The following is a 25,465-nucleotide window of genomic DNA, read 5'->3' on the forward strand; positions in this document are numbered from 1 at the left end:
CGCGACAATCATTAAAATGGAGGAAATAACGATGTCAGTAGCAAATGTTAAAGCAAAATCAGCCAAAAAGGCCAACCCGAAGAATAAAGTTATCAGCGCAGAACTGAAAAGCGCGCTTGATTCCGCTGTTATCACATACGTTCCGCTGTCCGATCTTATTAAATCTCCGCTGAACGTGCGTACTATCCCTTACACCGCTGACAGTGTTAAACGTCTGGCTAACTCGATTGAAAACCTCGGGCTTCTGCATAACCTCGTGGTTCACGTGCTGCCGGAGGGCAAATCCGGAGTTGCTGCAGGTGGTAGACGTCTCACCGCACTGAATCTGTTGTGCGAGACGGGACGTATTGGTGCTGATTATCAGGTTCCGGTTAAGTGTGTCAGTGACGAGTTGGCTGTTGAAGCGTCTTACGCTGAGAACAATGAACTGGAGGCGATGCACCCTGCCGAGCAAATTATGGCCTTTGGTAAGCTGGCGGCGCAGGGCAAAACCGCCGCGCAGATTGGTGATGGTCTGGGCTATGGTTCCCGCCATGTTCAGCGCATGTTGAAACTGGCAAACCTTGCCCCAGCACTGCTGGATAAGCTGGCACAGGATGAAATCACTGTTGAGCAGTGTCAGGCTCTGTGCCTTGAATCCAGTCAGGAACGTCAGGTTCAGGTGTTTGACAGCGTCTACGCGCAGTGGGGATCTGTTCAGGCTCATTTACTAAAACGTGCGATCACAGAAACCGAAATTTCTGTTACCAGTTCAGCCTTTCTCTTTGTGGGTCGTGAAGCATATGAAACCGCTGGCGGTGTGGTTCGTGAAGATTTGTTTTCCAAGGAAGAGGGGGCTGGAACGGCTGACAGCGTACTGGTTCAGCGCCTTGTACAGGAAAAACTGGACACGATTGCACTGCAACACGAACTGAGCGAGGGCTGGTCGTGGAGTATGGGTCGTCCAGAAACGGTAAGTCGTTATGGTCAGGACGGGCAAGACTACCTGCTGCTGGAAAAACCAGAAACCGTCTATACCGATGAAGAACAGGCGCGTCTGGATGAACTGAAAGAGAAATTTAGTACGTTTGACAGTGCCTGTGATGAAGCTGACGAGCTTGATGCCGAAATCTGTCGTATGCAGGAAGAAGCAGGACAACGTGCCTGGACGGATGGGATGAAAGCCTCTGCGGGTGTTGTGGTCAGCTACCAGTATGGCGAACTGGTCATTCAGCGCGGTGTCTGCCGTATTGCAGACCTTCCGACAAAAGAGAACGGAGAAACGGAAAGTGGGGAGGATCCTGTACCTGCGGTGACTTCGATAAAAAAAGATATCACCGAAGGGGTTACCGCGCCGCAACTGCTGAAAATGTCGTCTGAAAGGACGCTTGCTGTTCAGGCAGCGTTGATGAACCAGCCAACCAAAGCCGTGGCGCTGCTGGCATGGCGTATGTGTGCTGAGGTCTTTACGGGGCGTGGAGAGCAGGATAATCCATTTGGTGTTCGCGTGACTGTAGGTCATTACTCACAGACCATGAATGCACCGTCGGGCAAGGAGGGTAAAGCATATACCGCAATCCGGACCGAAGGTGAGCGTCTTGAGGCGCTGTTGCCAGAGGGCTGGCGACAGGATTTAACCTCGTTCTTCTCGCTGGATGGTGGCGTGCTCATGTCTCTTATGGCGTTTTGTACGGCCTGTTCCGTTGACGGTGTTCAGACTCGCGATAACGGTCATACCTCCCGAAGTAAACTTGACGCGCTGGAGACTGCGATCGATTTCAACTTTCGCGACTGGTGGCATCCAACCAAAGACGGATATTTCAAAGGCGTTAAGCATGACCAGATTGTCGAATCCCTGAAAGAGGCTGGAATGGAAGGGGCAGCGTCCGATGCGGCGAAGATGAAGAAGGGCGATGCTGCCGAGCTTGCCGAAGATCGTCTGAAAGACAGTTGCTGGGTTCCTGCGTGGTTATGCGCTCCGCAGCCGAAAGCGATTGAAGAAAACCAGACTGAAACTGACCACTCGGCATTAGCCGCCTGATATGGAGAGCCGCCCCGATGGGGCGGCAATAAGGAGATACCCTATGAGTATTCATCATTCCCGTCTTGCCGCGATGACCGCCGAAGAGTTTGAAGCCCATCGAGCAGCGGGTTTTCAGTATCGCAGTGAACTCACTAATGCCGTCATGAATTCCTTCGCGCTTCCTGACAAATGGGACATGAACGGAGAATTTCGCAGTGAGTTCGGCGGCTTGTTTCCGGTTCAGATTCGCTTTACCCCCGAACATGAGCGCTTTGAAGTGGTGGTATGCAGCCCTGGTGAAATCAGTGATTACTGGCTTGTGCTGATTTCCATGTCTCAGGGAGAGCGTCTGGCCTGTGTTCACCAGTCCTCGTTCTTCGATGCCAGTGAAATCAGCCGCATTTTGTGCCAGATCAGTGGCCTTCACTGGGATGGATACGGACTATGCGACATCATGTCTATTCTGAAAGAGGAGATACCAGCATGAGCATTCCACGCCATCTCTCTCTTGTGACGCAACTGCCAGAACGTGAAGCTGCACTCCGTGCCATTATGCACGTTGAGGAAACAACCCAGAAGGACAGGCGGTTCGGTAATCCGCCGCACCCTTATGCCCGGGCCTTTTTCCGGTTCCTGTGTGGGAGCAGCAAAATTAGCGGTCGCGCCATTAACCAGGTACGCGGCGTGTACTGGTACAAGGACGACAAAGTCCCGCTCGCTCAGTATGAGGAAGCATTTGATACTCTGATTCGCTCGCGGGGTCGGCATTGTTATTCACCGCTTGATACCTCGATGGTGACATCGCTGTTTCCGGAGCAGGCGTTCAGTGTGGGAGAGCGTCAGGCAAGCCGTTACCAGCGTGAAGATGATCTATACAGCCGTCAGGAGGCACGCCGAGAAAGAGAGCGGGAAGAGAAGTATGACAATCTGACCGGGCAGGCCGAAATTGACCTGGCATTTCACACACCGGAGACTATCCGCACCTGGTATGCCCACTGGTCACAACAGGATATCCGGGACTACGATCTGGAAAAAATGCTGTGGGCGTGGACAGAACGTTGTCCGTCACTGGCATCTCTGGTTCGCGGGTATAACCTGTCGGCGCTGGAGGTTGTGCTGGATGTTCACGACGTTGCGGGAGCCAGTTCGCCTGAAGAACGCGAGCTTGAACGCTGGATGGTACCGAACAAGATCACTCTTCGGGAGGTCTGGCCGTGAGAAAACGAAACCCGTTCCGCGAGGAACTGAAACTCGCACGCAGTCAGCGTAAGAAGCTGCAGACCATCGTCGACAAACTGAATGATATGTCTGCCGAATGGGCCGACTGGCATGGCGGACTGGAGACAGATTTTTATCTGTTGGCTGAGGCGGTATACCCGCAACTTGCCGTGCTGGATGAGCAGATTACTGAGTGGGCCAGAGGGGAGGGCGATCCCCGGGAAGACGGATAAGCAGGATAAATTAAGACAGTTAGCTGCCTATTCCTGGGCAGAAAGAGGGATGAACGGTATAATGGCGGTGGCGCTTGAGGCTTTTTGCCTCAGGATGTTCCGGTGGTTTGTACCTGTGTCGTGAGGCAGAAAGACAAAAGCCCCAGTTAATTTTCATTAACCGAGGCCCCTGCATGAATCGACACCATCAGGATAGCCTCTTAGATGCCGTAAGGCAAGGAGAAGAAGGCCATGAAACTGCCGCGAAGTCCCGTTATCTGGTGTGTGCTTATAGTGTGTTTAACACTGCTGGCATTCACATACCTGACCCGAAAATCGCTTTGCGAAATCAGGCTGAAGGACGGAGAACGGGAGGTCGCTGCAATACTGGCTTACGAATCCGCTAAGTAGCTAACCCCGGCGGGGGGAAACCCCCGCCATTCAGGGTATCGGATGTTGTCGGACCATTGCCGCAAGCGCTTTTAGAAGGGCTTCCCTGTTCGCAGGGAGGCCCTTTTCCCTGTCTGGCCTGGCATGAACAACCTGCTGCAGGGCGCCCAGCTGGAAGGGCGGGGGAGAGGCGCTGCGCGCCTCCCATCCTCCCCTCCGTTTATGTCCTCATTATGGTCATTTAGTCGTCTTCCGCTTTCTTCCTGCCGTCTGTTTCTCTTTACTCACTTCTGTACCACTTTCCCTGATAGCTGTGCCATTTTCTCCCGGATTTTTGCTGTTTCAAACCAGAAAGGCGAAGAACCCGACCACCTTCGGCTCCCCGTCGCGCCAGCGCGCCAGGTCGTCAGGCCACACTCCGCCAGGGCAACTGCTTAACGCACCCGCCAGGCTCCGCCGAACCCCTGCGGGTTTCGGGCTATTCGCTAGTGTCCGATGGAGAAGGTCAACCCCACGCTTGCTGCGGCCGTTCCGGCCACGCCGCTCTCACCATCCCGTCGCCGGCGACGGGATTCTGCAGGGCAACATCGCTACGCTGCCGCGTATCGCCGTTGCGGCGGGTCCCGGCTCGTCTTCTCCGTTGTGCGTTTCGCCCTTTGAGATCCTCCTCCTGGGTGCTGAATCACGCCACAGTCCTCCTTGTCATCCAGGGCCGCTGCCGCTCTCCAGCGAAAACTTTTTCCAGGTAAAAACTTTGCGCTTCCGCCCCGGATTCCGGCGTCGGCCGGTGGCGTGCTGCACCTGCGGCGAAGGTTCTCAAACGGGTGAAGTGAAACAACCCGGGAAACTTCAGCAGGTTCCCGCAAAACGTCAAAACCGCGGCTCCCGTAACTCAACGGGTGATGTGATTAAAAGAAAGGAGATCCTTATGCACGTATATCAGACCGAACCGACCCACACGCTGGACATGAACGCGACCGCCGAGGCCGAGCGCGCCTACTGGCTGACCCGCGAAAAAGCGGCTGTCACTGCACCCGTCGAAATCGACGTGTACAAGTTCCATGACGCGGCAGGGATGATGCCGCCAATGAACTGGCGTAGCGACACCGCGCAGGACACTGAAACGTTCATGATGCAGGAAATGTATTGCGGGAACGTGACTGATATTTTCGTGCGCTGCGGCAAGCGTTATTTCCGTCTGCGTGATTACAGCCACCTGAATCACGCCGTCATTGTGGCGAAGGTCAAAGCGACCTTCATTCCTGAAAGCCAGAAAACACACTGATACACGGAGCCGCCCCTGAAGGGGCGGCAAGCAGGGGGAACTATGTCACAACTGAGTTTTGCAGAATTTTTCAACCAGGCGCGTGAGTCTGACAACGTTATTCCAATTGTTCCGGTTTCCAAAAAGAAGCCGATTATCGGATTGATGCACGTGGATGCAGCACGTAAGCAGTTTATCCGCCTGTTTAACGATACCGCGCGTTATATGCGCCGCTGGGATGTGTTCTGCGATTTCATCACGCTTTCTGCCAGTGAGCTGGATCTGGCGCGGATTCTTACACCGGAGAATATCGAGCGTAGCCGCAAAGTCTGCGAGCGCTACGAGGCCGCAGATATTCAGAAAATGCATGATCTTTTCATCCTGATGGTGTGCGCGCTCGATGCCAAATTTCATGATTTTCTCGGCGCGATTTTCATGGAGCTGGAGCTGGGATCTAATGGCATGGGGCAATACTTCACGCCGTATTCCGTTCAGTCGATGATGGCACGAATGATGATGCCCGGCGTGAAAGAGTCGATCCGCCGCGAGGGTTTTGTCACCGTCAGTGACCCTGCGAGCGGCGCGGCGGGGATGATTATCGCCTATGCCGAATGCCTGTTAGATGCCGGATATGACCATTCGAATCACATGTTCGGAAGCTGTATCGATATTGACCCGATCGCCGCCGATATGGCGTTTGTTCAGCTTTCGTTACTGGGTATCCCGGCGGAAGTTATCACAGGCAACACGCTGACAATGAACCTGCATCGTGCGCGGTATACCCCGGTTTATTACTGGAACGACTTTAAAAACAAGCTGGAGTTCCAGAGACGCATGAAAGCAATGAAGGACTTTATGTACGGCCTCGATATTGCCGCCTGACATATAGCGTTTGCAGCTGCCGTTCCGGCAGCGCCACTTAAACTGGCCGCCACTGGCGGCCACTAAGGAAAGCCGAATAATGATGACTTCCACAATGATTGCCCCGACTGCCAGCATTGAAATCACTGACCCGCGCCAGCGTCTGGCCTTTATTCCTGAATTATTCTTCACGCCGCAGGGCGACCAGCTGGTCGCCTCCTGGTTACAGGTACATAGCCAGTATGACGGAGGTTTCTGGCGTTACTTTGCCGTTCCGCGTGGTATCAGCGGTCGAATTGACGGATGGACTGAGGACTGTATTACCCGACCGACCGGGTATCTGGTACCGCCGGAAGGGGTGTATCACGTGACCATGCCGGGAAATTACTTCGATGCTGAGGTTTCAGCGGAGGCCGCCGGGATCATTGCGACACTGATGTCCCTCAATCGTCTGAACTGGCAGGTCTATGAAATGGGGGAGCGCATGGCGAAAGTCTGCCAGGGGCTTGTCGATCGTCAGGACGCGCTGAAGGACTATATCAGCATCATCAAACACCCGGAACGCGATCTGATTTACCGGGCCATTGACTGAAAAATCAGGCCCGGCGATTGCCGGGCCACACCGAAAGAGGACGTATGAGCAAACCCCACAAACTGGAAATCCTGCTGGCGTGGCTGGAGGATAACGTGGCGATGGGCACAGAGATAATTTTTGATGAAGGGATCGATTCGGGTGATGTGCTTCCGGCAGTTCGCGCGGCGGTTGAACTGCTGAATATGCCCAAAGCGGTCAGTCATCCGCCGCCATGGGATGCTTACTATACCTGTGAAGCCATTGATTCAGAGGAACTGAGCAAAGATGAAGCGCGAGTCTGGAATATGGCGCAAAAATATGTGCAGGACACGTTGCAGGGGAGGCCCGCAGGGAAGGGCCGTTAATCCGGATGGATCGCATCATCGATCATCGTATTGAGCATTTCACGCATTTTGTCGCCGCTGGTCCGGTTCTGTCTGAATCGGGGCAGCTGGTCCTGTAGTGATAGCGTCACTGTTGCCAGCGCAATGCTACGTTTCAGGCGGGGCGCGTTTTCGTAGTCTTTATAGGTTCGCAGGCTGATATCCAGTTGTTCAGCCGCCTTGTCACGGCTCCAGCCGAGGCCTTTTCTCCAGAGTCGAAGCTCGTAACCTGTCATTATTTATCCTTAAAAAAGTGCAGAAATTGCACTTATTTTATAATGAAATTATGGTTTTTTTGAAGGTTAAAAGGTGCAGAAATTGCACTTTTTTTGATGTTGAAATTGACAGCGAAAAGAGAAAGGAAAATGCGAAAGGTGCGCCCCCTTCGGCTCCCCGTCGCGCCAGCGCGCCGGGTCGTCAGGCCACACTCCGCCGGGCAGCTGCTGACGCACCGGCCAGGCTCCGCCGAACCCGCAAGCGGTTTCGGGCTATTCGCTAGTGTCCGATGTCGAACGGCAACCCCCGCGCTTGCTGCGACCGTTCCGGCCGCGCCGCTTTCACTGGCCGCCGCTGGCGTCCGCTAAGGAAAGCCGGCTTCACCGGCTTCTTCTGCCGTCCTTTTTCCCCTCCGCACGCACGAAAGCCTCTCATTGCTGATGCAGACTGACATCTCCCGTAAGCGTCTGAAAGGGTCGCAGCAGAGCTGCTTAAGGCCTGATTTTTTCCGGTGTGACGCAGAAAAAATAAGTCCTTAACCCTTGCAGCCTCTTTCGGGCGCTGCCGGATCGTCTGCGCAATGAGGGCGTTTCGTTCTGGCCCGGAAGCCGAAGAAAAAAGAGACGGCAGAAGGAGCCGGGGGGGAACAACTGAAGGCTTGCGTCATCGACGCAGAAAGGATTGCCGGATCACAGGCAATAAAAAAGCAGAGCGCGAACTCTGCTTCTTCCAGACCAGATGCAACTGGTCCTCATCAAAACCAAAGGAGTTAACTATGATTTTCGACCCGCAAATAGTCGCACAGGCGAAGGCGTTTGTAAACGCCCTGAAGAGTGGCCGCCGCGCGCATGTACCTGCGCTGCGATTTGAATACTGGCAGCAGTTCATGACTACCGTGAACGCCGAGTTGGGCTACATCTGACAGCCGCCGCCCCGCAACGGGGCGGCTTTTGATCGCCATTGCGGAGAATAACCAATGCCAAAATATTATCTACAAAATGCGCCACGCGGCGTAACAGGTATCCGTCTTGAGAACGGCGAGGAGGCCATTTATCTGGATGGTGAATATATTGCAGGCCGCGATCTTCAGGAACGTAATGAGGATGTGATCTCGATAGGTAAGAAAATTGCGGAGAAAATCGGGGTTCCTTTCCAGTTGCTGGAGTGCCCTATTCCTGGTGATGATGAATGGGCGTGGAACGATATTACGGATTCATTGGGATGGGGGAAAAGTATCATCGCTCCGCGTATGATGCTGCGCCCGGTTATGGAATGTCGAATATCTCATATCACGTTAGAAGATAATTATTTATTGCAGGAATTGACCCAATCAGAGAACGAATGGCCGTGGATTCTGGATACCGATGTCGGGTATCTTCTGCGCCTCGATGCTCCCACACGTCCGCTTCTCCGGCTGAAACGTCTGGGCATTTCACGAACCACACGGGCGTTAATTTATCGGTCTATTAAGCAGGCCAATATTAGCATGATCCATTTCTCATCTGTGGGGGATAATGTGGAAGGTGCGCCAGTATTTGACTGGTAAGTATCAGCCCGGCACGCCCGGGCATAATTCTCCACCTCCGGCGCACGGGCTTGCAGCTGCCGTCCCGACAGCGCCGCCCTGACTGGGGCCACCTGGCGGCCCCAGAAAGGAAACGGGCTTCGCCCGCCGGATAATTCCAGCTTTCACCTTTTGAGTACTTTGCTCACCGCGTGCTGCCTTACCCGTGAAAGACTCTGGCCCGACCCGGAGTCTATGCAAGGGCACATCACTCACCCGTTCGCACTCCCTCTGGTCGCTTGCGCTGCGGCTTCCTGCTGCACCCTTGCATCTCCTCCTTGTAGGTCAGGCCGTTCGCTTTATCACGGGAACGGCCACCCGCGATGGTGAATCATCATCAAAAAGGCGACGGCAGAAGCAATTTTATAATCATCATGAGGAGAATCACTATGGCCCGTTTAGCATCTCGTTTTGCATCAATGAATGTCATCCGTCGCGAACGTCCACTGACGAACGATGAACTGATGCATGTTGTTCCGAGTATTTTTTCCGAGGACAAACATGATTCCCGTAGCGAACGCTACACGTACATTCCAACGATTACCGTTCTGGAAAAATTGCGCGAAGAAGGTTTCCTGCCGTTCTTTGCTTGCCAGACACGCACCCGTGATGAAGGAAAACGTGGTCACACCAAACATATGATGCGTTTGCGTCGCGCCGGGCAAATTGCAGGTAAAGAGGTTCCGGAAATAATTCTTTTGAATAGCCACGATGGTAGCAGCAGTTATCAGATGATTCCGGGAATGTTCCGCTTCGTCTGCACCAACGGGATGATTTGCGGGCAGACGTTCGGGGAGATCCGTGTCCCGCACAAAGGCGATGTAGTCGAGCAAGTTATAGAAGGTGCATACGAGGTTCTGGGAATTTTTGACGAAATAACAGAGTCACGAGAAATAATGAAAGACACCGCGCTGACACGCGAGGAGCAGGAAATTTTTGCACAGACCGCTCTGGGCTGGCGTTATGATGAAAACTCAGAAGGAAAGCACATCCCTCTGGCACCATCCGATTTGCTCAATGTTCGCCGAAATGAAGATAAATCTAATGATCTTTGGACGACGTATCAGCGTGTTCAGGAGAATATGACAAAGGGTGGTTTACTGGGAAAAACAGCGCAAGGAAAGAGACAGCGTACACGTGCAGTGACCGGAATTGATGGGGATGTAAAACTGAACCGTGCATTGTGGGGAATGGCAGAAATGATGCAAAAGTTGAAGTCATGAATGATGCAATGCGGGAGGAAACTCCCGCTAATTATGGTGCTGGGCGTGACAAACTCAGGTATTGAATCAGTTTTCAGCTAATTACACAGTTCGGAATTATCTAACCACTATCGTGGTAAAATAATGCCTCTCATCAGGTTCCAGTGTTCTCCGTAAAAATTCTTAACTTTCTTGATTCACTGGAGTTTGATTAGAATTTTTAGTCGTTCTGTTACGAGAAAAACCTGCCCCTTTTGTTGTTTTTTTCTGCTTACTTAATATTTCACGAATAGCTTTAACACTTGTCTGGATACCCACACCCTCTAAAGCCGAACGGATATCATCTACAGAATAGCCTTTATGACCAGAAAGCAAAATTATCTGGTCTTGCAGTTTATTCAATACGTCGGATTTGGTAAGACGTTTCTCGGTTAAATCAGGTAGAGAATCTAACGTCATTTTTGCCAGTTCAACGTCTTCCGTTGTGAACCATTTTTTATCTGCCATATCAAATTTTTCCTTTCACATATTGCCGCTATGATTTTCATGTCAATCATACCATTGCCAAATAAAAAGTGGCAGTGTCTCGCACTGCCGATGCCGTCAAATCGCCACTAGGCGAAACAGCCAGCGAAGCGTATAATGGCCGAAAAAACGGGACAGGATGTGCATTTGTAATACCGCGCACGCACGATATTACAAATGCCACCTGGTCAGGGCTCCGCCCCGACACCCGAGTAAGGAGCACACATGAGCGACAAAGTATCCCGAAGAGGAAGTGATAAACGGCAGAAAACCGTTATCAAGACTCTGAGGTTTACCCCTGATGAAATCGAAGAAATTGAAGGGAAAGCGGAAGAGGTTGGACAAAGCGTATCGGCTTACATTCGTAACGCTGCGATGAACAGAAAGGTCATTTCACTCATCGACGACAGCTTTATGACTGAGCTATTGAGGCTGGGAAGACTGCAAAAGCATCTGTTTGTTGAAGGGAAAAGAGTCGGGGATAAAGAATACTCCACGGTCCTTGTAGCAATATCAGAATTGTCCACCACGCTCAGAAAAAAACTTATGAGCAACGACTAGTACGGAGAGAATCAGAACATCATGATCGCAGTTATTCCACCGAAACGACAAGACGGAAAGTCCTCCTTTGGGGATTTGGTGTCTTACGTTTCTGTTCGTGATGAACCGCGCGATGATGATTTGATGGAAGCTGTTAAAGCATCCGGAACAAAACCGGAAATGCCGCACAGCAGTCGCTTTTCTCGTCTTGTTGATTATGCCACGAAACTGCGTGATGAGTCGTTTATCTCGCTTGTTGACGTGATGCCGGACGGCAGTGAATGGGTAAATTTTTACGGCGTGACCTGTTTCCACAACTGTACGTCAATTGAAAGCGCAGCCGAAGAGATGGAGTTCTCGGCCCGTAAAGCGAAGTTCGCCCATAACAAAAGTGATCCTGTATTCCACTATATTCTGAGCTGGCAGTCGCATGAAAGCCCACGTCCAGAACAGATTTATGATTCGGTCAGCCATACGCTTTCTCGCCTAGGATTAGCCGGCCATCAGTTCGTCTCTGCCGTTCACACTGACACGGATAATCTGCATGTTCACATCGCTGTAAACCGCGTTCACCCGGAGACCGGTTATCTTAACCGTCTCGCTTACAGCCAGGAAAAACTGAGTAAGGCCTGCCGTGAGCTGGAGCTTAAGCATGGCTTTTCGCCCGATAATGGGTGCTATGTGATTGCACCTGACAATCGTATTGTTCGTCGTACTTCGATTGAACGTGATCGTCAAAGTGCCTGGAAGCGTGGTCGTATTCAGAGCCTGAGAGAATACATCGCTGACACTGCTATAGCCGGTTTACGGGAAGCACCTGTGACTGACTGGTCTTCTCTCCATCAGCGTTTTGCTAAAGAAGGTTTGTTCCTGTCAGCGGATAACGGCGAGCTGAAAGTGAAGGATGGCTGGGACAGTGAGCGTCCTGGCGTAACGCTTTCGGCATTTGGTCACGCTTTCGATACCGAAAAACTTATTCGTAAACTGGGTGAGTTTACTCCTCCTGCACAGGATATCTTTTCGCAAGTCCAGGCTGTTGGCCGTTACGAACCTGAGAAAATTACAGTGCCGTCGCGTCCTGAACGAATGACAGAGAAAGATACCTTAACTGACTATGCGACCGCACGTTTACGCGCACCGCTGATTGCACTTGATCAGGACCCGTCGCAACGAACTATACAGTCGGTACATACACTCCTCGCAAAGTCGGGTTTGTATCTTAAAGAACAACATGATCGACTGGTTATCTGTGATGGATATGATCCAACGCGCACACCAGTCAGGGCAGAACGGGTATGGCCTGCGCTAACGAAAGCGGTCCTGGACTCGTATAAAGGTGGCTGGAAGCCGGTACCAAAAGACATTTTCCAGCAGGTTCCTCCTGCAGAACAGTTCACTGGTGGCGGTCTGGAAGCAACTCCAGTTTCCGATCGGGAATGGCGAAAATTGCGTACAGGATCGGGTCCACAGGGAGCCCTGAAACGCGAGATTTTCTCCGATAAGGAAAGCCTCTGGGGCTATGCTGTTTCGCACTGCCGTCAGGAGATTGAAACGCTTATAAGCAGTAAACACTTTTCCTGGGAACGCTGTCATGAACAGTTTGCGAAACAAGGGTTGTTGTTAGTTCGTGAGCAGCAGGGGCTGGTTGTGATGGATGCCTATAATCGCGAACAGACTCCTGTTAAGGCAAGTCATGTTCATCCGGATCTTACACTTGCGCGTGCGGAACCTCATGCTGGTTCATTTGTTCCAGTGCCGGCAGACATCTTTGAACGTGTTAAGCCGGTAAGCCGTTACAATCCGGAACTGGCCGTGAGCGATCGCGATATTCCTGGTATGAAACGTGACCCTGAATTGCGTCGCCAGCGCCGTGAAGCGCGCGCAGCTGCAAGAGAAGATCTGAAAGCCCGTTATGCAGCCTGGCGGGCTAACTGGCAGCGTCCGGATTTGCGTGGTCGTGAGCGCTACCAGGCTATACATGATGAATGCCGGATGCGTAAAGCGCGCATCCGTATCGAACATCGAGACCCTCTGGTGAGAAAGCTGTATTACCATATTGTAGAACTGCAGCGTATGCAGGCTCTGATTACACTGAAAGAAGCTATGAAAGCTGAACGCGCTGAACTCATCGGACAGGGAACATGGTATCCGCCGTCTTACCGGCAGTGGGTTGAAGCTGAAGCGGTGAAAGGTGACAAGGCTGCGATATCACAGCTAAGGGGATGGGATTACAAGGATCGTCGTGGTAATGCAGTGAAATCCACTACAGACAGCAGATGTGTTGTTATCTGTGAACCTGGTGGTACGCCGATGTATTCCGGTGTACCTGGCCTACAGGCTTCACTGAAGAAAAATGGTCGCGTCCAGTTCCGGGATCCGGAGACAGGTCGTCACATTTGCACTGACTATGGCGACAGGGTTATTTTCAGAAACACCGGCGATTACGATTCGCTGAAGCGGGATATGGTCAAAGTCGCACCGGTTCTCTTCAGTCGTTCTCCGACCGTCGCGATGGCACCAGAAGGGAATGATGAACAGTTCAATACAGCATTTGCCAAAATGGTGGCATGGCACAATGTGAACCACCGCGATGAAGCTGAATACCATATCGCACGGCCGGATGTAGACCAGGTACGTGTTGAGCATGAGCAACAATTCACAAATGTGTTGAATCAAAGCAGTTATGCTCCGGATGCTCAAGCTTCACATCAGAATACCTGGGAACCACCGACGCCAAGATAAACAGAGTCAGCCTCTGTATTAAAGCTTTTTTTAACTAGTGATATTGTTATTAAAGGATGTTTTAATAACTATCTAGCTTATTAAAAGGAGCTTTAATGAATCGAGTAACAGGCCACTACAAAACCACCCAAAGCCACAATGAGGCTGTTCATGCCTTTGTGCCATTTCCTCTGCCACCAACGAAACCAGAACTGGATCCCCATGTATGGCAAGAACAAAATACACGAGCTGAACTTGCCCTGGCCAGGCTTTCAGGTATGTCTGGTCTCGTTGCCTCCGGAGAGTGGCTCATTTACAGCGCCTTGCGCCGCGAGGCATTGCTAACTTCCCAGCTGGAAGGTACCCAAGCTACCCTGACAGACGTTTTTGATGACGAAGCAGGTTTATCCGTTGCCAATGCGGATGATGTTGAAGAAGTTACACAATATCTGCAGGCATTCCGGTATGTCCGGGAACAAATTAACTCACCTGAAGGTCTTCCTGTATCGGTGCGGTTGATTACGGAAGCGCATAAGGTTCTTCTCAATGGTATTCGTGGCGCTAATAAACAACCCGGCAACATCAGAACCAGCCAGAACTGGATAGGCGGAACTCGTCCTGGTAATGCGGTCTATGTTCCTCCTCCCCCGGAAGAAGTCACGAACCTCTTGTCTGATCTGGAGCTGTTTATTCACGACCAAAATCAGACGTTACCTCCACTCGTTAAGATTGCCCTGGTGCATGCGCAATTCGAAACTATTCACCCCTTTCTGGACGGTAATGGACGCATTGGCCGACTGCTTATTGCAATCCTGCTGGAAGAATGGGGTGTCCTGCCCGAACCTCTTTTATATGTTTCCGGGTACCTGAAAAGCCATCAGGAAGAATATTACCGGTGTCTGTCAGAGATACGGAGCTATGGGAACTGGGAGCAATGGGTATCGTTCTTCCTGGAAGGGGTGGAGATAGCTGCTGAGGAGGCTCAACGGAGTATTATTCAGATAGCTTCTCTCATCGCCATGCATCGAAAGATGCTACTTGCGAACACCTCGACGTCCTTGCAAACCATGCGTCTTTTTGAGTTACTGCCAGTTATGCCAAGATTAACTGTCGAACGTGCTCAGTCTGAACTTGCGGTAACGTTTCCTACTGCCAGTACTGCGATCAAGGTACTCGAAGCTACAGGCATTCTTGTTGAAACGACTGGCAGAGCTCGCGGGAAAAGCTATGTCTATAAGGATTATGTCGACCTCTTGAGAAATGAGTGAGGGTTATAGCTACTCCAATACTTTTTAACGTCGCCTGCAAGGGTTTCTGTGCCTTGTCTTAGCTTTTTCTTCACGAATACACTGTGGCCTCCACCGCGGCATAGGGTATGCCCAGGAAATATGATTTGAAAATTGATGAGCAATTTTTCTGGAAAATATTTCGCGTTTTTTTTCCAGAACTACGTAAGTGGGTCACCAGGGCGCTGATAGCTGCCGGTATATCGATGTTGTCAGGGCCACTTTGGGTCCCCTATGTGAACGCATTTTTATCCAGGTACGCAAGCATTAATATACCAGATACGAGCACGAGTGGATGGGTATGTCTGGGGCTGGGTCTGCTCTGTTTGATAGCGAACGAAACACTGGATCGCTGGCCATCAAAAAAGAAGATGACTGCAGAAGACAAGGAAGATAAAAATACTCTTTATGAGTTATTCAGCCAGATGCACTTGCCTACTTATGACTGGTTTTTCCATCACGGAAAAATAACGTGGGTATATATTCCGGCACTTCATTACCACTACGGTGTTGAGGGTTATATTCAGGCTACTCAGTTCCATCTTCATGACAAAGAAATCAGGAAATCTGTAGAGCTATTTTACCAGTCATGCTCGCGGGCATTTTCTTATGCATGGTACTTCGTTGAAACCAATAACCCTCATCTGCAGAAGTTCGGCCATCAGCACAATGTACATACTGATCCGTTGGCAAAGGCTGCTCATGATGATTTCCGGAACGCAGTATGTGAAGCAGAAGGGCACCTGAAAGACCTGTGCAAAGCGGTTAAAACAAAATATCCGGACTTTGATATGGAAGAAACGAGCAAGATCGCTAAGGATGAGCAACGGTCGTATTCGAAAGCACTGAATTTTGACTCAGCTACCTCCAAAGCAGAACTATAAAAACAAAAAAGGCCGCTTTCGCGGCCTTTTTTAGTTAAATGCAATGCGTGGAACTACTTCCCATTCCGCGTGGTCATTCTTTAAAACACATTTGTATTCAGAACCATCATGTTTAATCTGCAACCCGACGGTATAAAGCTTCTCGCCATCGGAGCAGGCGTACGCCTTCTGCTGGTTCGTGAGGAGGATGTTACGGATTTCAGTCAACTGCGCCACGGCATTGGCGTCTACAACAGGTTGGGGCGCTGCAGCGGCAACGGCTGAAAAACCAAAGAGTGCGGCAAATATTAGTTTCTTCATTTCATTTCCTTTTGTGCTATATCATTTTGATTATCGGCAGTTGTTCCTAAAACCCGACAAATTTTTGAACTGTCACTCTGGCCATTCCATATCTGGCTGTGGTGAACTTGTCTGTTTTGGGGAGAAGAATGGCTCGTTTCTGTGCCGGGCAGGAGGAACATAGGCAGGTTGTGGAAGTGTCAGGTTCCTCAATATTGCATCCGGCGCCAGCTGAATTTCTTCAGCGTTTACTTCCGTCGATTCTGACTCAGGTTTATTGAGTGTGATGTACCGGATTGTTCGTTCCGCCATAGTGGTTGTTCTGATGATCTCCAGCGCTTCTGCCCAGAGGTTTTCTTCCCGTCCTCCGTGGTCCATGTCATATTCTGTCATCAGATTGTGTGCTTCCTGCCGATTGGCCAGCCGCTGCTGGAAGGTATCGATTATCTTCCAGGGTTCAGTTCTGGCCGCTTTACGCCGGCGCGAGGGTTTTTCTGTAAGTACACCAATGATTTTGCTGACGTTCTCCGCTGCCGGCAGACGGCGCTGTGCTGTTCGTGGGACAAGTTTTCGCAGTTGCTTAAGATTCGGTGGGTTAATCGTGATATATCTATTGATAATGACGGGGGCATTGCATGTTTTATCCTGAGGTTCGATGTAGAAAGATGCTCCTGGAACTGGATCACCTTGAAACACTGTGTAGTTCTCACCGGGTTGTAGCTTAATCAGGTCCTGCACATTGATTTTGTTCTCCATCTGGATATTGATGTGGTCACCATCGATCCAGGAAGTGCCAATGAGACCGTCTTGCCGCTGCAGGCTGACCATATTCGCCCGGGCTTCCTGCCCTGCAGCATTACTGATTGTTCTTGCCGTTTTATCATCACTCACGATTTTTCCGGCGACTTTGGTGCCTGCGTTCTGCATAAGGGTTGCGACGTTGGCCGCTGAGGTCTGATTTTCAATGCGCTCCTGGTCCTGACTCATCATTACAAGTGCAAACTCAAGAGAGCGTACCTGTGTAGCCTGAACGGCTATTCGCTCAGTGTAGTAGGCTCCCACCTCATCGAGATAATTCATGTAGGGGAATTTGCCTTTGTATTTGGTGATTTCAAGCGCTTCTGAGTCCAGTCCCTCCAGCTTGTGTCCAAGGTCCCGGGCCAGGATCATGCTCTGCTGGGTAACAAACATTCTCCCCAGTGCAGAGGTTGTGTGCTGCGACGTGTTCATGGCTGGGATCAACACCAGGAGTATGCGGTCGCTGTGAATACTGTCACGAATATCGATGTCGCCGGCATCCTCAGCGAAGATATTGCCGAACGTTTCTGTGAATGTGTTGAAGGTTTCCAGAAACTGGCCCGTCAGGTAGCTGTGCTGCTTGCGCGGCTCTTCTGTCCAGGCTGAAGGCTGCCGCACGGTGGCCATATCGAAACCCGGTACGTCTACCAGATAATTATAGAGCGGAGAGACAGCTTCTTCTGGCCACTGATCATCCACGGCACGGCAGTAAAGCCCGGCCAGTTTCTCCAGCGGCATAAACTCGCGGAGCAACTGCAATGACATGGTTTTGTTTTCACGGACACAGTAAAACTTTGTGCCAAAGACCAGCGCCTTGTTCATTGCAATAGCTCTGGACTGCCATTCTCCACCCTGTACGTTGGTCGGCAGCATTGATTGCATCGTCTCAGCCACAAAGGCCTCAGTGCTGTAGCAGAAGGGGTTCCACTGGTGAGACTGTGGCCGACTTTTATCTCCGTTCTGGATCATCTCACTGCGGGACATGCCGCTGTTCATGAAGTTGATGTACTCCACATCGTCCTCACGCCCAAAGCGGCGAGCCAGATAGTAGCAGGTACGTGCAGTGTCGTTCTGCGCCTTGCCGTCAACAAAGGTGAATCCCCGTCCCCAGCAAAATGAATTGAGCATCCACGCATAGATGGTTTCGGTTTTCCCGCCACCGGTCGAGGCAAAGAACATTACATGGCGGGTCAGATCATCAAGGGTGAGCCACAGCTCGCGTCCGATATCATTCATTCGCTTATAGCCAATGTAGAATATCCCCTTACCTTTGCTTTCCTGCGTTGTTTCGTACTGAAACAGTGAGGGAAATGCTCTGAAAAAACTGCGTCGTACCTTCCTGTCTTCAGACGGATCTACTTTATTGAGGTGGACTGGCATTCGCATCGGCATGCGCCAGCGGTGGGTACCGAAGCTGATGCTGGCCACTATGGTCAGCAAAAGAAAGAGCGGTATGGCGAGTGGCCAGATAAAACCCGCCACCACACTTCCAGCCATAATTCCGGCATACAGCAGGTGGTCGCGCATAAGCTCAAGAACAGGGGAATTCCAGGCATTGCGCTTCATTAGCGCCTGATTTACGGGCGTATTATTCATCAGAATGCCTCCGGGAAACCCCGGCCTTTAGGCCGGGGAGGAAAGGAAGCGGTTTTCCGGCTAACTGCCTTTTGCATAATCAAATTGTCCTCTTTAGTATGTGAAACGATGAAACGCGCCTATAAATACCGGTTTTACCCGACACCAGAGCAGACTGAGCTTTTAGCTCAGACGTTTGGCTGTGTACGTTTTGTCTATAACAGCATCCTCCGCTGGCGCACGGATGCGTACTACGAGCGAAAGGAAAAGATCGGCTATATACAAGCCAGCGCGCGATTAACTGCACTGAAAAAAGAGCCAGAATTCGCCTGGCTGAATAACGTTTCCTGCGTACCCATGCAACAGGCGCTACGCCACCAACAAATGGCCTTTGCTAACTTCTTCGCCGGACGAGCCGCATATCCAGCCTTCAAAAGCAAACGCCACAAGCAGGCGGTTGAGTTCACTGCGAGCGCGTTTAAATATCGTGACGGCAAGTTGTACATGGCAAAGAGCAAGGCGCCGTTATATGTGCGCTGGAGCCGTCAGTTGCCGTCTGCGCCATCCACTGTCACTATCACCAAAGATGCCGCCGGACGATATTTCGTATCCTGTCTTTGCGAGTTTGAACCTGTATCACTGCCGATTACCGTTTCCACGGTCGGCATTGATGTTGGTTTAAAAGATTTGTTCGTCACCGACAGCGGATTCAAAACCAGCAATCCACGCCACACGGCTAAATATGCGAAGCGACTGGCTTTGCAGCAACGCATGTTAAGCAGGAAGAAAAAAGGCTCAAACAATCGTGCCAAAGCCCGCTTAAAGCTCGCCAAACTCCACGCGAAAATGTCCGATTGCCGGATGGATAACCTGCATAAGTTGTCCCGCAAACTGATTAACGAAAACCAAGTTGTTTGCGTCGAATCCCTTAAGGTGAAAAACATGATCCGCAACCCAAAGCTGTCAAAAGCGATAGCTGACGCAAGCTGGAGCGAACTTGTTCGCCAGCTACAGTACAAAGGGGAATGGGCAGGGCGTAGCGTTGTCGCTATCGACCAGTATTTCCCTTCTTCCAGACGTTGTAGCTGTTGCGGCTTTACCATGAAAAACATGCCTCTTGATATTCGTCAGTGGCTCTGTCCTGAATGCGGGGCAGACCATGATCGTGATATCAACGCGGCCCGTAATATAAAAGCTGCCGGGCTGGCAGTGTTAGCCCATGGAGAGCCTGTAAATCCTGAACCGCATCACGCGGCTTAGGTTCGGCTCGTTGAAGTGGGAATCCCCGTTCTTCAGGGCTGGGAGCAGTCAAGGGTTACTCCTGGATGCTAAGGGAACTCACAAAACGGTCGACCTGTTCTTGTGTCATTGGATCGGTAATTTTCATGAAGTGAGCAATTTTATCAGGTGCGGCCAGCATGCCTGTTGCCAGACGAATGCCTGTGTCAGTCAGCACTGTCGGTGTACCTGAGAAACCAAATGCGCGGAAGCCTGTATCGTTTACGGCCACTACGGCTTGAGCCGACACGGAACAGTCTGAACTCACCTGTTGAGAGGTCGCCTGTCCAGGAACCTGCATGCCTGCGTCCGGGCGAAAAAGGTCGCTCCATGCTAAAGCACGGGCAGTCAGGTCTTTCTCGCACAATACCGGAACGATTTTATCTACGGCATCGCCACCGTCATTGACTACAGATACAGGGAAAATGACCACGTTGTAATTTTGTGCCAGCTGTTCGATTGCTGGTTCCATGCTTTTGCAAACCGCACAGGTTGGGTCGAGGAATGCATACAGCGTACGTTCATGTCCGGTTGAGAGTGGGATGGTGAACAGACCCCGATCGGCGCTGCGCTTCAGTATGGCTACCATCTTCTGTCGGGCTGACTGTTCCGTCGCTTCTGTTGTTACTGGCGTGGGTGGAGTTATCGGTGTTGCTGCCGTCTGCAATGCTTCAGCAGGAGAGGCCGGTAAGGATTCATGGCTTTCCTTCATAATATTCTGCATGTTGGCGGATTCAGCCTGTACAGCGTGGCTGACAGTATTGTCAGTCGACGGGAGAACCGTCATTTTAGGTTGTCCCTGAATAGCGGCAGACTGTTGTGGCTGAACAGGGGCAGGCCCTTCAGGTATTGTCAGTTCTGTGCTACTGAAATTAAGTGAGGTATGGTTGCTTGTACCCATGAACCATAACGAGGACGCAATCAACGCACCGCCAACAAACAGGACAAGGGCTTTAATTCGCCGTTTTATCACCGCCTTACTCTGAGTTTTGAGTTGCAGTGCAATGGTGTTGAAGACTTCTGCGGCATCGTGCATCGGGTCATCAAGAAGTGTCACGGCTTCTTTTGAAAGCTCATAAAAGGCAATGAGTTTTTTATCATGAATGGCCATACGCTGTGGTTCGCGGAATATGAGCAGGGCCTGAGGATCGCCGTCTCCGCTTTGATGTAAAACCACAATTGTGTCGTAAATGAAATCGTTACAACGAAAGGTGGTGTAGGTGCTTTTCTGTGACATAAGGAGACTCCAGTAGAAGGTATGTTAATTCGCGTTAGATATGTTCGGATTTTCAGAAGATGGGAGCGTCGTCGCCTCCCGGGCGAGTGATAACATCTTCCGTCAGTGACCAGTTGGTCCGGATGCGGCGCTTGCGGTCTAGGTCTGGCTGAGGTTCGTCCCAGATTAGCCCCAAGGACAGCATATCGATGCGCAGTCCCTCAATGGCTTCATCGACGCAGGCTTGCGGGCAGGGCAGGCCAAGTCGTATAGCCTCACTCTCGGTGCGGGCGACGGCGACGATACCTGCTCCTTCAATAAATCCTTTGGTGGTGTTTGCCCGGTGCAGGGCATAGAAGAGGGGACGATCCACTCCCTTGAGCCATAACCAGTTAGGCGGTGTCAGCCGTAAATCATGTGCGTACAGCCAGACCATGCCACTTCTGACGTAGCGGTGCTCATGCAACCACTTTTTCGCGCCTTCGCTCTGGATGACACGCTTAAAGGCAGTTCTGGCCAGCGCATAGACTGGTACTGAGAATTTCCCCTTATCACGGCGACTTTTGAGACGGCAGGAACGGTTCAGTTCATCCATCAGCGCTTTTGCTGCCGGGCGATCGTCCAGGAAAAACTGAAGGCCGAATATTGCGAACAGAGTTTTTTCATGCGGCGCAAGGCTTTTCCATCCATTCAGCGGACGTCCCAGCTGCGCCATGAAAACAGCCCGGCAGCGGGCAACATCGAGCTGCATGTTACTGATGAGTTGATGTTCTTCTACGAAACCTTCCGGGGTTTGTGCCGGACGTCTTTCCGGACGACGTTTATCCAACAAGAGACGACTGGCATCTCCCTCACTAAGGATGGGGGAAATTGCAGGAGAAATAGCTTCCATGGCGAACGGCAATGTACTTATGTCGAGTACCCGCCGAGTTTGCCAGTTGCGGGCTGGATGGTGTAACCAGCTCCACAGGGAAGCGGTGGACAGGGGAATGAGGAATATCATCAAGATCCCTGTCGTTTGCTCCATCACGTTGATCCACTGATCGTACGTGATGTATTGGGCATTGTTGGCGGTGACGGCCAACAGGTTATAGCGCGGTGCGGCCCAGGTATGGAATGGTCCAAAGTCAGCCATACCCCACAGGATATGCAAAATGAAACATGACCAATACACAAACTCGGGCAAGTACAGCCAAGCGACAAGCAGAACCATAATTCCCAGGATGGCGAGGGCGCCGAGAAATTCAAGCGGGTCATTCGATCCCACGCGAGCGGATGTCATGGATAAACTCCCAAGATGAAGACTAACTGAATAAAAAAGGGCAACAACGCATGGACTTATCTAAAGTCTGTAGGCGTGTTTACTGATGGCAACGGAAGGTGAAAATATATTGATTGGTTAAAAATTAAATTATTGTGGATCTGATATGGATCCCCTTTATTTGAGTAATAATCAATAAGGAGTCAGATTGTGGTTTTAATTATCATTATCTGTTTTAGAGTGAATTTTCAGGGCAATGATCTACTTTAATAAAAATAGCCGGTAATTAAACCGGCTATTTATTGGAGGGGAGTAGATGTGTTTTAGGCAAGAACGGGAACTGGTAGTCCTGTCAGAACTTCGATCTCGGCACGTTTTTTATTCACGACATCATTGAAGTTAAAGTTATAGCTGTATCCTTTATTGTTCATTGCGTGCAAATGGTTAGCAATACTGGATGCAGCGCCGGTATCAATAAGAATCATCGGCAACGATGTAAACTTTGTGAACAGGCGCAGCTTTGAGTCTTCAACCTCTGTACGGGTAAGGCTGTAAGCATCGAAACCAATGACATCCATAACGTTGCCAGGATAGATTCTGATGTACAAAAACGTTCCTTGCTGGAAGTCGAAACCCAGATAGGTACTTTGCCAGAAGAGCCAGCCTTCTGAGTTGATGTCCGGCTTGAAGTGCCCTGTATCCTTGATTTTCTCAATAACAGCAAGGATCTTTTTTTTACGATTATTGGCTATGCCGTAATTTATGATGAATGGGGCGAACAGCATAAACCAAAGACTAAAGAGAAAAATATAGTCACTTCCAATAACATAATCCCCGCTCGATACATATAAAGTAAATAGCGGAGCAAGTAAAACTAATGTAATAACTCCGAACCGCAAGAATAGAGTTCTGACTACATAATATGGAAGCCACCATTTAGGGAATCTATCTTTCACAGTCAACCCTCCTTAGGTATTTCAATCAATATTATAGCACTACTGGATAGATGTCCACATCTCAACTTTTGATTCCATCATTATTTGTTCCATCGGGGCCATTCATACCCTTTGTATTAACTCCAGGGGTATGGCGTATATTTCTCCCACCGGCTATAAACATATCTTTCACTGAGCCAGCCATACTGCCAAGGGTATTGGCTGCATCCCTTCCGCCCAAGAATGAAATCACGTAGTCCGGTAGATATGCCTGTAATGCAAACATACTGGATACCAGTGCTGTACACAGGCGTGCATAAATCATTAAGAATCCAACAAGACTGAAAACTCCGGTCAAAGAATTTGCCTGAACATTGACCAGAGCTGCTCCGAACAATGCGTGTAAGATTGTACCTACAGCTATAATCGCGACAGATGCGAAAAAGAATCCAAACACCATGAGGGTTGGGCGTATCATCGTGTCGATCAAGTAGATATAGCCGTACGCAGCACGACTACCTCGATCCTGTGAAGTACCTAGATGTGTAGCTCCCCACAGAGGGCCTGCAGCACAGCCAACAAGAACACTGACAATCCAGTTTCCAATCCCTGTCATCCAGAAAATGAATGGTATAAACGGTAAGTAGATTGATAAGGTAAACCCAGCCGTAAACATGAGCAGCAGCAGGAAGTATATTGCTGGAGATATAGCATCCAGACCTTTATTAATCGCGCTGACTGTGCCGGTAGATAAATCTAGCGCTTTACCTACCAAGCTTCCTTCCCCAGCAGCTGCAATGATTCGAACAGCTGTGTATGCAGTTAATGTGCCTTCGGCAGCTCCAAACGTGTAATCGCCTACATTTTTCATCTTAATAAGCGGGTTAACTTGCCCATTTACAGAACCTGTTCCACTTAATGAAGTTGCTAAGTAGTTGGTTAACCTCTGCATGGGCCCACCGACAGTTTTCATGAAATAACTATTTGGATCATTCCCATCTACTGCCGTTTGTTCATCGTTTGAGATAGTGGTCCCCAACGCCGGACTGTAACTCGAATTCTGCAATTGAGTTCTGTATGCGCTCATTACTGCACTGAAAAGTTCTCCGCTGCCAATTTCCCCTAGAGAGGACATCCCACTGGTCGCCGGTGCGCGACTGGCAACTTCAGTCAGGCGTTGGTTGGCCGTTGCGAAAGTCTGATACCAGGCGCCGAGAGACGCCCAGCCGTATGTATCGAGGTAATTCCTGACAGCATCCTGAATGCCATTTTGCTCACTCTGTGCCGGCAGCGCACGCTGTACTGTTTGTTCATAGTTGTTGGCAGCTCGTTGAATGCGCGTTTCTATATCCGGGAGTGTGCCGTTTCCGGTCGTTCGCTTATTCATAAATCCTGTAACAAACTCGCTGGCAGCGCTATCCATATCCTGAATCATGGCTTCCATCGCTTTGTTTTGTGCGTCCACGACTTCACGTGTGTCGCTATTACTGAAGGGATTAAAGAAGCTCCCAGAGCCAGACGAGGAGCCTGATTTCTGTTGTTCCGGAATTGTTGCTGTGCCACACACTCCACTGCCGTTCGTGACCCGGTAGGTATAATTTCCTCCAGACGAACCGAATCTCTCAGTCATTTTTGCTGTGGTGGAATTGGCAGTGCTGCTGTAATCGTCCAGTGCCGTATTGATGGCGTATTTGCACAGCTGCATCTCAAAAATACCGCGTGCAGATGTACGGGTCGAGGCCTGGGTGGGCTGCACCGTCAGGGAGTAGCCGCTGGCAATATCACTTGCAGCTTTGGACACCATCAGGTTGGCAGAGCCCACGCCCATAATCGATGCGCCCCAGAGGATGATGAGCTGAGACATGCTCCAGCCATTGGCTGTCGGGATAATCATCAAGAATCCTGAGACTGTACTCAGTGTACTGGTGATATCGCGATCGCCACTGAATACCTTGCCCTGATGCCCCGTTTTGTTGATGTGCTTCAGGCCAATAATCACAAACCAGACGACGGCAAGGACGGCAATAATTCCGTTAAACAGCGCAAACAGATTCCCGATCATCGTGGTATTACCGGCGGCGAGAGGGTCTAGCACCACGTCGCCGAAGATAGTGACCAGAGCCTGTCGGGAAAGGTCCTGGGCATTGGTCGCAGCAGAGACTATATCATCGTAAGTGACACCGGCGCGTGCCGGGATAACAGGTATAAGCAGCCCTGCACAAAGCGCACGAATGAGATTTTTCACGGTAACTCCGGATAAAACATGAATGCCGGGATGGCG

25 protein-coding genes and 1 pseudogene are annotated in these 25,465 nt (G+C 50.7%); 18 read left to right on the top strand and 8 right to left on the bottom strand.

Annotated features, from left to right (window positions below):
- Positions 1 to 31: 31 nt before the first annotated feature.
- From JQ822_RS22860 to JQ822_RS22900, 10 genes and pseudogenes are all read left to right on the top strand, one after another.
- A complete protein-coding gene (locus JQ822_RS22860) occupies positions 32 to 2,020 on the top strand; it encodes a ParB/RepB/Spo0J family partition protein (RefSeq protein ID WP_053389745.1) in 1,989 nt (662 codons plus the stop codon).
- 43 nt (positions 2,021 to 2,063) lie between these two features.
- A complete protein-coding gene (gene psiB / locus JQ822_RS22865) occupies positions 2,064 to 2,489 on the top strand; it encodes a conjugation system SOS inhibitor PsiB (protein WP_053389746.1) in 426 nt (141 codons plus the stop codon).
- Complete coding sequence (locus tag JQ822_RS22870) at positions 2,486 to 3,220, top strand: plasmid SOS inhibition protein A (protein ID WP_048227664.1); 735 nt, start codon at positions 2,486 to 2,488, stop codon at positions 3,218 to 3,220. Before psiB ends, JQ822_RS22870 begins: the two co-directional genes overlap by 4 nt.
- On the top strand, positions 3,217 to 3,453 hold the full coding sequence (locus JQ822_RS22875) for a hypothetical protein (RefSeq protein ID WP_048227663.1): 237 nt from the start codon (positions 3,217 to 3,219) through the stop codon (positions 3,451 to 3,453). Before JQ822_RS22870 ends, JQ822_RS22875 begins: the two co-directional genes overlap by 4 nt.
- A gap of 173 nt (positions 3,454 to 3,626) precedes the next feature.
- A pseudogene (locus tag JQ822_RS24475) lies at positions 3,627 to 3,776 on the top strand (DUF5431 family protein); the annotation flags it as partial.
- Positions 3,718 to 3,843: a type I toxin-antitoxin system Hok family toxin gene (locus JQ822_RS24480; protein ID WP_228719026.1), complete on the top strand. Its 126-nt coding sequence runs from the start codon at positions 3,718 to 3,720 to the stop codon at positions 3,841 to 3,843. The pseudogene JQ822_RS24475 and the gene JQ822_RS24480, both read left to right, overlap by 59 nt.
- A 907-nt stretch (positions 3,844 to 4,750) precedes the next feature.
- The gene (locus JQ822_RS22885) at positions 4,751 to 5,107 is read left to right on the top strand and encodes a hypothetical protein (RefSeq protein ID WP_040231230.1); all 357 of its coding nucleotides are present in this window, start codon (positions 4,751 to 4,753) and stop codon (positions 5,105 to 5,107) included.
- Positions 5,108 to 5,149: 42 nt separating this feature from the next.
- Positions 5,150 to 5,968 (top strand): N-6 DNA methylase, encoded by an 819-nt coding sequence (locus JQ822_RS22890; protein ID WP_053389747.1) that lies wholly within the window; start codon positions 5,150 to 5,152, stop codon positions 5,966 to 5,968.
- Positions 5,969 to 6,047: 79 nt separating this feature from the next.
- On the top strand, positions 6,048 to 6,539 hold the full coding sequence (locus JQ822_RS22895) for an antirestriction protein (protein WP_053389748.1): 492 nt from the start codon (positions 6,048 to 6,050) through the stop codon (positions 6,537 to 6,539).
- A gap of 44 nt (positions 6,540 to 6,583) precedes the next feature.
- Entirely contained in the window at positions 6,584 to 6,886 is a 303-nt protein-coding gene (locus JQ822_RS22900; protein ID WP_053389749.1) for a DUF957 domain-containing protein, read from the top strand.
- On the opposite strand, the gene JQ822_RS22905 is transcribed toward JQ822_RS22900, so the two are convergent.
- Positions 6,883 to 7,140, bottom strand: coding sequence for a helix-turn-helix domain-containing protein (locus tag JQ822_RS22905; protein ID WP_053389750.1), 258 nt, complete (start codon positions 7,138 to 7,140; stop codon positions 6,883 to 6,885). The two genes, JQ822_RS22900 and JQ822_RS22905, sit on opposite strands and share 4 nt — an antisense overlap.
- Before the next feature lie 755 nt (positions 7,141 to 7,895).
- Here JQ822_RS22905 and JQ822_RS22910 point away from each other — a divergent pair.
- The 3 genes from JQ822_RS22910 to JQ822_RS22920 all read left to right on the top strand — a co-directional run bounded on the left by JQ822_RS22910 (position 7,896) and on the right by JQ822_RS22920 (position 9,907).
- The gene (locus tag JQ822_RS22910; RefSeq protein WP_048227658.1) at positions 7,896 to 8,042 is read left to right on the top strand and encodes a hypothetical protein; all 147 of its coding nucleotides are present in this window, start codon (positions 7,896 to 7,898) and stop codon (positions 8,040 to 8,042) included.
- A gap of 54 nt (positions 8,043 to 8,096) precedes the next feature.
- Complete coding sequence (locus JQ822_RS22915) at positions 8,097 to 8,666, top strand: DUF5983 family protein (protein ID WP_053389751.1); 570 nt, start codon at positions 8,097 to 8,099, stop codon at positions 8,664 to 8,666.
- A 407-nt stretch (positions 8,667 to 9,073) separates the two neighbouring features.
- Complete coding sequence (locus JQ822_RS22920; RefSeq protein ID WP_053389752.1) at positions 9,074 to 9,907, top strand: DUF932 domain-containing protein; 834 nt, start codon at positions 9,074 to 9,076, stop codon at positions 9,905 to 9,907.
- A 162-nt stretch (positions 9,908 to 10,069) separates the two neighbouring features.
- Here the strand turns inward: JQ822_RS22920 and JQ822_RS22925 are convergent, their stop codons facing one another.
- The gene (locus JQ822_RS22925; protein WP_069325148.1) at positions 10,070 to 10,393 is read right to left on the bottom strand and encodes a hypothetical protein; all 324 of its coding nucleotides are present in this window, start codon (positions 10,391 to 10,393) and stop codon (positions 10,070 to 10,072) included.
- 243 nt (positions 10,394 to 10,636) lie between these two features.
- On the opposite strand from JQ822_RS22925, the gene mobA reads away from it, so the two are divergent.
- From mobA to JQ822_RS22945, 4 genes are all read left to right on the top strand, one after another.
- Entirely contained in the window at positions 10,637 to 10,972 is a 336-nt protein-coding gene (mobA, locus tag JQ822_RS22930; protein WP_048227655.1) for a plasmid mobilization protein MobA, read from the top strand.
- Positions 10,973 to 10,993: 21 nt separating this feature from the next.
- A complete protein-coding gene (locus tag JQ822_RS22935) occupies positions 10,994 to 13,693 on the top strand; it encodes a relaxase/mobilization nuclease domain-containing protein (RefSeq protein ID WP_058687263.1) in 2,700 nt (899 codons plus the stop codon).
- A 95-nt stretch (positions 13,694 to 13,788) separates the two neighbouring features.
- Entirely contained in the window at positions 13,789 to 14,940 is a 1,152-nt protein-coding gene (locus JQ822_RS22940) for a Fic family protein (RefSeq protein WP_048227653.1), read from the top strand.
- A gap of 125 nt (positions 14,941 to 15,065) precedes the next feature.
- Positions 15,066 to 15,842 carry a hypothetical protein gene (locus JQ822_RS22945; protein WP_094935554.1) on the top strand — a complete coding sequence of 259 codons (777 nt, stop codon included), beginning with the start codon at positions 15,066 to 15,068 and terminating at the stop codon, positions 15,840 to 15,842.
- Between the two features lie 30 nt (positions 15,843 to 15,872).
- Here the strand turns inward: JQ822_RS22945 and JQ822_RS22950 are convergent, their stop codons facing one another.
- Positions 15,873 to 16,142, bottom strand: a complete 270-nt coding sequence (locus tag JQ822_RS22950) for a hypothetical protein (protein ID WP_048227650.1) — start codon at positions 16,140 to 16,142, stop codon at positions 15,873 to 15,875.
- A 72-nt stretch (positions 16,143 to 16,214) separates the two neighbouring features.
- Entirely contained in the window at positions 16,215 to 18,515 is a 2,301-nt protein-coding gene (gene trbC / locus JQ822_RS22955; protein ID WP_053389033.1) for an F-type conjugative transfer protein TrbC, read from the bottom strand.
- A gap of 108 nt (positions 18,516 to 18,623) precedes the next feature.
- Between trbC and JQ822_RS22960 the strand changes: the two genes are divergently transcribed.
- Positions 18,624 to 19,754, top strand: a complete 1,131-nt coding sequence (locus JQ822_RS22960) for an RNA-guided endonuclease InsQ/TnpB family protein (RefSeq protein ID WP_058687261.1) — start codon at positions 18,624 to 18,626, stop codon at positions 19,752 to 19,754.
- A gap of 55 nt (positions 19,755 to 19,809) precedes the next feature.
- On the opposite strand, the gene JQ822_RS22965 is transcribed toward JQ822_RS22960, so the two are convergent.
- The 4 genes from JQ822_RS22965 to JQ822_RS22980 form a co-directional block, all read right to left on the bottom strand.
- A complete protein-coding gene (locus tag JQ822_RS22965; RefSeq protein ID WP_053389035.1) occupies positions 19,810 to 21,009 on the bottom strand; it encodes a thioredoxin fold domain-containing protein in 1,200 nt (399 codons plus the stop codon).
- Between the two features lie 52 nt (positions 21,010 to 21,061).
- Positions 21,062 to 22,270 carry a secretion/conjugation apparatus DotM-related subunit gene (locus tag JQ822_RS22970; protein WP_053389036.1) on the bottom strand — a complete coding sequence of 403 codons (1,209 nt, stop codon included), beginning with the start codon at positions 22,268 to 22,270 and terminating at the stop codon, positions 21,062 to 21,064.
- Positions 22,271 to 22,572: 302 nt separating this feature from the next.
- Positions 22,573 to 23,205, bottom strand: coding sequence for a plasmid IncI1-type surface exclusion protein ExcA (excA, locus tag JQ822_RS22975; RefSeq protein WP_053069310.1), 633 nt, complete (start codon positions 23,203 to 23,205; stop codon positions 22,573 to 22,575).
- Between the two features lie 61 nt (positions 23,206 to 23,266).
- Complete coding sequence (locus JQ822_RS22980; RefSeq protein ID WP_053389037.1) at positions 23,267 to 25,429, bottom strand: DotA/TraY family protein; 2,163 nt, start codon at positions 25,427 to 25,429, stop codon at positions 23,267 to 23,269.
- Positions 25,430 to 25,465 lie beyond the last annotated feature (36 nt).

The sequence above is a fragment of the Citrobacter sp. FP75 genome (assembly GCF_018342065.1).
In the GTDB taxonomy this organism is placed as follows: domain Bacteria; phylum Pseudomonadota; class Gammaproteobacteria; order Enterobacterales; family Enterobacteriaceae; genus Citrobacter.